Annotated in this window: 4 protein-coding genes; all 4 read right to left on the bottom strand. The window is 42.6% G+C overall.

What is annotated here, in order from left to right:
* The coding region (locus tag DW015_RS13310) for a hypothetical protein (RefSeq protein WP_147338178.1) at positions 1-209 on the bottom strand (209 nt) is incomplete at its 3' end.
* A gap of 79 nt (positions 210-288) precedes the next feature.
* Positions 289-1194: a hypothetical protein gene (locus DW015_RS13185; RefSeq protein ID WP_117905962.1), complete on the bottom strand. Its 906-nt coding sequence runs from the start codon at positions 1192-1194 to the stop codon at positions 289-291.
* 118 nt (positions 1195-1312) lie between these two features.
* Entirely contained in the window at positions 1313-1678 is a 366-nt protein-coding gene (locus DW015_RS13190; protein WP_181979943.1) for a SpoVG family protein, read from the bottom strand.
* 22 nt (positions 1679-1700) lie between these two features.
* Positions 1701-2105, bottom strand: coding sequence for a DUF3846 domain-containing protein (locus DW015_RS13195; RefSeq protein ID WP_117905964.1), 405 nt, complete (start codon positions 2103-2105; stop codon positions 1701-1703).
* Positions 2106-2209: the final 104 nt, after the last annotated feature.

The following is a 2209-nucleotide window of genomic DNA, read 5'->3' on the forward strand; positions in this document are numbered from 1 at the left end:
TTCCCAAATGTATACGGAGAACCGAGAAGCGTCGCCGCCTTTGCGATTACCGTATCGGAAGACGGAAACGCAGAGTTTTTGGTCGAGTTGCTGGCGGCATTTGTCGTGATAACTCCGCTCATTGTAGAGCCAAGCATAGAAAAAGCGCAGAGTCCTGCCATTAACCCAGCGCTGAGTTTTCTCAATATTTTTGATTTTGTTTTAAACATATATAGCATTTCTCCTTTTCATTTTTGCAAAGAAAAAGAGCCGAAATTTCTTCGGCTCTCTGTTTATTAGTATTTCGTTTTATTCGTGTAATTCTTCATAGCTATAATCGCTTATCATTCTTCCATCCGCAATATGGTTTTCATCAATATCAACAACCTCTGTAAAACCATAGTTGTAGTCAAGAAAAGCGCCTGCCTGAGTATCAAGAACATACCATATTCCGTCAACTTTCACTATATTGGCAACGTGTCCGTATATTCCTGAGTCAGTCCAGCAAGCATAGCAATCAAGCCCTATACCTTGACAGATTAGGTATGTCTTGTATGAATAATTCACGCAAGTACCCGAACCGTTTTCAGTCATCCAGTTGTATACCGCTTCTGCCTTGCTGTAGTCAGAACCATCATGCAATAAGTTTCTGCCAATACCCATATACCTTTCTTCCTCAGTAGGCTCCGGTGCAGGCGGTTCAGTCTGCGGCTTTGGTGTAGTCGTAGTCGGCGGATTTGTCACCGCAGGCTTTGCCGTTGTAACCGGAGGAGAAGGGTTGTTATTCTGAGGCTTATTGTCAGACGATTGGTTATTCTGTTGCGCACCGTTATTGCTCTGATTGTTATCGGGCTGCTGATTATTCTGTTCAGGCTGATAATTTACCTGACCGTTATTATTCTGCACGGAATTGTTTTGTCCCTGAATTGAGTTTCCCGAAGCACCTGACGAACCTGATTTCTTTGTGGTAGTTACAGTAATACCCGTCGGCTTTGAGGAAGAGGATACCGTCTGCGAACTCTTTCTCGTAGTAGTTGTGGCTTCGCTTGTATCCTTTTCTTCTTTTGCCGATGAAGTTTCCGCAGTATCTTCGCCAGCCGTGCTTTCGGAAGCAATTGCAGTAGTAGTTTCCGATTTGGATTCTGTATCGTCTATCTGTCCGCAGGCTGTAAGCAGCAGACTGCATATAGCTAAGATCGTTATTGCTTTTTTCATAGTATCACCCCGATAAATTTGTTTCTTTCACTATATCACAGAGATATATCATAATCCAGTCTTTTCAAAGAAATTCTACCAAAGCAACAAAGTATACAGTATTCTTTTGTGAGATATTTCACATTGCTATCTCAGGTTCAGGTTCGTCCGCAGGCTCGTCGGACATTTCCTCGTCGGGAGTATTTTCAACCTCAATCTCTGTTGCCTGTATCTGCTGAAGTTTGACATCGTAAGCATTCAGAACAGCCTGATTAAGTGCATTTCTCGCTGCTTTTGTTATAGCGTGAAAAATGTCCGAATACTGCTTGTTGCCGTCACGGTCGGTATATGAAGTTGACGGCATATTTACAAATCTGCCTTTCTCGGTTTCCATTACTTTCAGTCCGTGAACAGCAAACATTCCGTCCATTGTAACACTGGCATACGCTTTTACCGATGAATCCTGTTTGTCAACAAATCTGTTGATTGTTGCTGTAATTTTCATTTGCATCACCTGATCCTTTCGTTTATGACATCGTAATTTCAGGTTCTTCCGTTTCCTCAAAGACCTCGCAAAGAGCCTCAATATCCGCCATCTCCATTTTCCCCAATGCAATAATAGGGTTCTTAAACGTCTTGGAATACTTTTCGATCTGCTCATCGGTAAGTGAACAGCTGTCCCATTCGCCGTATTCGTTCATATAATTGCCTGAAACAAAGAAAGTTCCATGTACAAGAACATTTCCCACAACACGATTAGGCTGTGAACCGTTAAGCAGAAATTCATCGTTGCACCAGACAAGAGCGTCCTGCTTCGGCTCAAAATATATGGGCTCGATACACCCTCCGACTATTGCCTGCATATCGTGAATATCATCGCCGATTTCCTTTTCATACGGCGCTTTTTCAGGCTCAATAACAAGTATTTTCATTTACAAAACCTCCTCATCTTCATTGCAATAATCCCACAGTGGACACTCGTTACAGTCATCATACATTGAACACGTCCTCTCTATTTCTTCCTCCGAGATGCCGC

The sequence above is a fragment of the Ruminococcus sp. AF37-20 genome (genome assembly GCF_003460465.1).
In the GTDB taxonomy this organism is placed as follows: domain Bacteria; phylum Bacillota; class Clostridia; order Oscillospirales; family Ruminococcaceae; genus Hominimerdicola; species Hominimerdicola aceti.